Source organism: Streptomyces sp. NPDC102467 (assembly GCF_044765445.1).
GTDB lineage: Bacteria > Actinomycetota > Actinomycetes > Streptomycetales > Streptomycetaceae > Streptomyces.
In genome coordinates this window covers 1-4,535 of record NZ_JBIWKA010000059.1, presented here as the reverse complement: position 1 = coordinate 4,535, position 4,535 = coordinate 1, and the positions used below count along the sequence as shown (strand labels likewise).

The following is a 4,535-nucleotide window of genomic DNA, read 5'->3' as shown; positions in this document are numbered from 1 at the left end:
TTCAATACCGACCCGACCTCATCGATGGCTGCCTCGCCGGGACCGGTCTTGCGATCACCGGTCACCACCCGACCCCACACCGAAAACCTCAGTAATAGTCGTTGAGCCAGTCCCCCGGGATCAGTTCACGCATGCGGTCAAGGGCATCTTCGGTGCGCGCACGGGCCAGGAGCACCTCTCCTTCGTCGTCCCGCACCAGGACATTCGCCCCCAAGAACCAGCGGACACCGGGCTCCTCCTCGCCGAGCGGATAACCCGGAAACGGGAGGCGAGTGCAGTTCCGCTCCAGCACGTCGATGCCGTCTTCGTCGAGATCGCTCAGGAAGTCACAGAGCCCTTCAGGGGCATGCAGGGATTCCGAGAGGACGATCTCAACGAAGGCGAGCGAGAGCCGTTCCAGCCAGCTATCCCACTTCTCGGCCGTCTTGTCCGCCAGATCTGCGCGAATGAATACCCCGGGATCTTCCTTGGCGAGATCGGCTAGGAGGACGCCCCAGGAGGCGGCACCCTGGTTCTCGTGCCGGAAGACCAGCCCCTCCCGGGAGGCATCGACATACAACTCAGCCGGGGCGAGCAGGACATCGTGATTGCTGGTGAGGTCCCGGCGCCTTCCGAGCAGTTGGTATACCTCGCGCAGGGCAACCGGCAGCCGCAGCCCCAGCCGCTCCTCAGCGGCGACCAGGTCGGCCTCGTCCCAGCCGTCCCCCTCGCTCAGCGGAGTCGTCCAGTGCGCCGCGAACCCCCGGACGAACTCCCACGCACCCGCCCGGCCCGCAACACCAGCGGAGAGCGCCTGGGCCATGTCGAACTCAGTTTCCATGCCAGGACGATAGCGACCAGCAAGAACCGACAGAGCCCCAGGCCAGCCCCAAACTCGTGACGAAGCCCAGGCTTCCGCCCTTCACCAGCGCGATCGGTTCAGCCGATCACTTCAGAAGAGCCACGCCCCTCGCCGAAACCGAACTCACTGAGCCTTTTCCATCATCGATCTGAGCTGTTCAGATGCAGGGTGAGGACGGCTTGGACAAGACTGGTGATCCGGGTGGTGGAGCATCGGAGTGAGGCGACCCCAGTGGTGTGGACACTCTGACAATGAATCTTGGGGATCCGAGGAAGGGTGTCCTGGTGGGACGGAAGTCTCCGTATCCGGCGGAGTTCAGGAATGACGCAGTCGCGCTCTATCGTGCGGCGGGCGGGAAGCGCACGTATGCCGCGGTCGCGGCGATGTCGGGGTGACCGGCGAGACGCTGCGCAGTTGGGTGCGCCAGGCCGACGAACAGGCCGGCCGCGGCGGAAGCGGCGGCGAAGCGGCAGAAAGCCGAGATGAGGAGCTGGCCCGGCTGCGGGCCGAGAACGGTCGGCTGCTGAAGGCCGAGAAGGAGTGGCAGCTCGAGCGGGAGATCCTGCGTCGGGCGGCTGCCTATTTCGCGAAGGAGATGAAGTGAAGACCCGCCGCTGGGACTTCATCTCCCGGAACCGCGCCGAGTTCGGTGTACAGCGGATATGCCGGGTCCTTCAGGTCGCACGCTCCGGCTACTACCGGTGGCTGGCCGGTGCCGGAACCCGTGCCGAACGGCAGGCCGCCGAAGGCGCTCTGGTCGCGGAGATCCGCGAGATTCACACAGAGCACAAGGGGACGTACGGAGTCCGCCGGGTCCACGCCGAGCTGCGGGGCTTCGGGCACACAGTCAACCGCAAACGCGTCGAGCGCCTGATGCGCATCAACGGGATCGAGGGCCGTCACCTGCGGCGGCGCAAGCGCACCACCGTCCCTGACCGGCTCGCACCGCCCGCCCCCGACCTCGTCCGACGCAACTTCTCCGCTCGGCAGTTGAACGAGAAGTGGTGCGGCGACATCACATACGTGCAGGTGCAAGGCGCGGGGCTGTACGTGGCCTGCGTCCTGGACATCTGCTCACGCCGGGTGCTCGGCTACTCGATGGCCACCCACATGCGGGCCGAACTGGTCATAGACGCCATGGAGATGGCCGTGACGAGCCGCGGTGGAAACGTCGGCGGAGTGATCTTCCATGCGGACAGGGGCACGCAATACACCTCGGACGCGTTCGCGCAGGTCTGCGACCGTTTCGGGGTTTGCAGGAGCATGGGGCGGGTCGGCTCGAGTTACGACAACGCCCTCGCGGAGAGTTTCTGGCAGGGACTCAAGAGGGAGACGACGCACAAGAGGCTGTTCTCGACGGTACGTCAGGCGAGGCTGGAGATCTTCCAGTGGCTCACCTACTACAACGCCCGCAGGCGCCACAGTGGCCTCAACTACCTCTCGCCAGCCGAGTTCGAACAACAGCACCGACGGGCAGATACACTCGCAATCGCAGCATGAGCCCCTGTGTCCACACTCCGGGGGACGCCTCAGTCCGGGCCACCGCCGTTGTCGCGGACATCCCGAGGTCGTCGTCGATGACCAGGACCCGGTCCGCCTCCCAGCCCAGCGCGACGGCCCGATCCTTCAGCGCGTACTGCAGCCGCGTCGACTCCTGGTGATTCAGGAGCTGTTGTCGTGTGGACTGTCGGACATAGACGGCCGCGAGGCGCTGCAAATGCCGGTCGCCCACCTTGCTGTTGGCCCGCTCCCAGGGCAGTACCGCGATCACCGCCGACCCGGCTCACTCGCGGCCGCGGTCATCACGCGACCGGCCAGTCTCGTCAACTGCCGGACCACTACCTGCCGGTTCGTCTCCGGCAGACTCGCCCACACCCGTTCGCCTGGCGACGTCCGAACACCCCTCTGGGGCCGATGTCACGTCCCTCGCGCATGAGGACTCGTCCCCCTCACGGACCTGAAGCTGCTCGGCCACCGTGACCAGACGCCGCAGCGGGTTCTTAACCGCGGATGTCACGAATCACGCGTCGGCAAGGATCTCGGCCCTCAGGCGATCGTATTCGTCGACGGCAGCAGGCACCTCGTCGAATTAGTCGTCCCAGAACGCGGCCCTTTACGTGCTTGTGCCACCGGAGTCACACTGATCACCCGAGGAAGCCTGAGGCGGCATCATGCGACGTTCCACCCTGCTCACCCGCGCCCTGGGCACCTGCGTGCTGGCCGCGACGGCGACCGCGATGGCCCTTGTCTACGTACGGTCCACGAAACCCGCGCCCCGCCTGGACCTCGTCGCCACGCTCGCCGCGGCCGTCGTCCTCACGGCGGCCTGGGCCCTGGCCTGCCGCTCGGCCCCGCCACTGACGGCGCCCACACCCGCTTCTCCGGCCCCCGCCCGGGACGCCGCGACACCGCCGATCCCGTCCCGACTCCCCGCACTCACTAGGGACTTCGGCCGCGCGACCGGCACCGTACTGATCCTGCTGGCCCCCGTCACCCTGGCGCGGCTCGCCATGCGCGGCTCCGACCTCTTCGGCGCGATCCTCTATCTCCTCGTCATCGTCATCACGTACAAGGCCGTCAGGGCCCTGTCCAAGGCGACCTCGCAGAGGGGCGACCGGGCGAAACTGCGCGTGCTGATCAAGGACGCGGCGGAGGGCGAGGTGTACGCGATACGGGTGCGGGCCGGACGCCCGCTCCATTTGCGTTACCACGAGCGCGGCGACGGCCCCGGCAAGCTGCGCACCACGTACGACAACTGCCTCGCGCTCTTCGACGCCAGGGGCCGGGAGGTCCCGCTGATCGCGGACCGCGCCGAACTCGCCCGCGCGGGCGCGGTACTGGCGGATTCGGAGGGATGGCTATTGTTCGCCCTCCGCCACAAGCTGATCGAGGAGATGCAGCCAGCGGCGTTCGTCGCCGACCGCGACGGCACCACCCTCTTGGGCCTGACCCCGCCCGACTCCAGCTACCGCACCGCCACGGCGACCGCCCAGAAACCGCTCCCCACCAGCCGCGACCGTGCCACCCGCCCGGTGCCCCGCGTCGCCAAGTTCCGCCTCCCGGTGCACGGTCAGATCGCCGCCGGCGCACTTGTCGCCGCCCTCCTGTACCTCCCCATGGTCCTGATCGACCGGTCCGAGCTGTCGGGCCTGATCGCCTATCCGCTAGCCCTGCTAGCGGGCGCGGCGCTGGCGACGGGGGTGCTGCGCGGCGTCGGCGAGACCATGGACTGCCTGCTCAAGGACACGGAGTGGTCGGTGCGGGAGGAGTGGGACCCAGAGATCGTGTGACGGGGACGGGGCGCGAGCCTCAGCTCTGGTACTCGGAGAGGTCGATGGCGTACCGGCGTGCGCCGTCGGCCTCTGCGGTGAAGTCCATCCCGAGCTTGTCCAGGACCTTCGCCGACGAGGTGTCGCCCTCCGTCGTGACGGCCACGACCCGGCCGATGCCGCGGTCCTGGAGGGCGTACTCCAGGGAGGCGTAGGCCGCCTCGGAGGCGTACCCCTGTCCCCAGAATGCGCGGCCCATCCGCCACTGGATGCCGATGTGGCCGGCGACCTGCGCCGGGGCGTCCGGCATTAACGGGACAGCCCCTAAAGGCAATGCCGTTGTCTTAGCTGCTCGGCGTAGGCTTCTGCGTACTGCTCCCGGGGGTGGTGCCGGTGTCTGCGAGCGTTTCTGAATTATCGGGTCT

General features: G+C 67.7%; 3 protein-coding genes and 1 pseudogene. 2 read left to right on the top strand and 2 right to left on the bottom strand.

The window, feature by feature from the left end:
- Positions 1–88 precede the first annotated feature (88 nt).
- On the bottom strand, positions 89–820 hold the full coding sequence (locus ACIREE_RS42535) for an SMI1/KNR4 family protein (protein WP_404164949.1): 732 nt from the start codon (positions 818–820) through the stop codon (positions 89–91).
- Positions 821–1,125: 305 nt separating this feature from the next.
- Between ACIREE_RS42535 and ACIREE_RS42530 the strand changes: the two are divergent.
- Both ACIREE_RS42530 and ACIREE_RS42525 read left to right on the top strand, forming a co-directional pair.
- Positions 1,126–2,341 (top strand): annotated as a pseudogene (locus tag ACIREE_RS42530) (IS3 family transposase).
- 671 nt (positions 2,342–3,012) lie between these two features.
- On the top strand, positions 3,013–4,131 hold the full coding sequence (locus ACIREE_RS42525) for a hypothetical protein (protein ID WP_404164948.1): 1,119 nt from the start codon (positions 3,013–3,015) through the stop codon (positions 4,129–4,131).
- A 19-nt stretch (positions 4,132–4,150) separates the two neighbouring features.
- Here ACIREE_RS42525 and ACIREE_RS42520 read toward each other — a convergent pair whose 3' ends face one another.
- On the bottom strand, positions 4,151–4,444 hold the full coding sequence (locus tag ACIREE_RS42520; protein WP_404164951.1) for a GNAT family N-acetyltransferase: 294 nt from the start codon (positions 4,442–4,444) through the stop codon (positions 4,151–4,153).
- Positions 4,445–4,535 lie beyond the last annotated feature (91 nt).

Excerpts from the sequence above, each read along its gene's own strand:
- ACIREE_RS42535 (WP_404164949.1), bottom strand. The coding sequence starts at position 820 with ATGGAAACTGAGTTCGACATGGCCCAGGCGCTCTCCGCTGGTGTTGCG.
- ACIREE_RS42525 (WP_404164948.1), top strand. The coding sequence starts at position 3,013 with ATGCGACGTTCCACCCTGCTCACCCGCGCCCTGGGCACCTGCGTGCTG.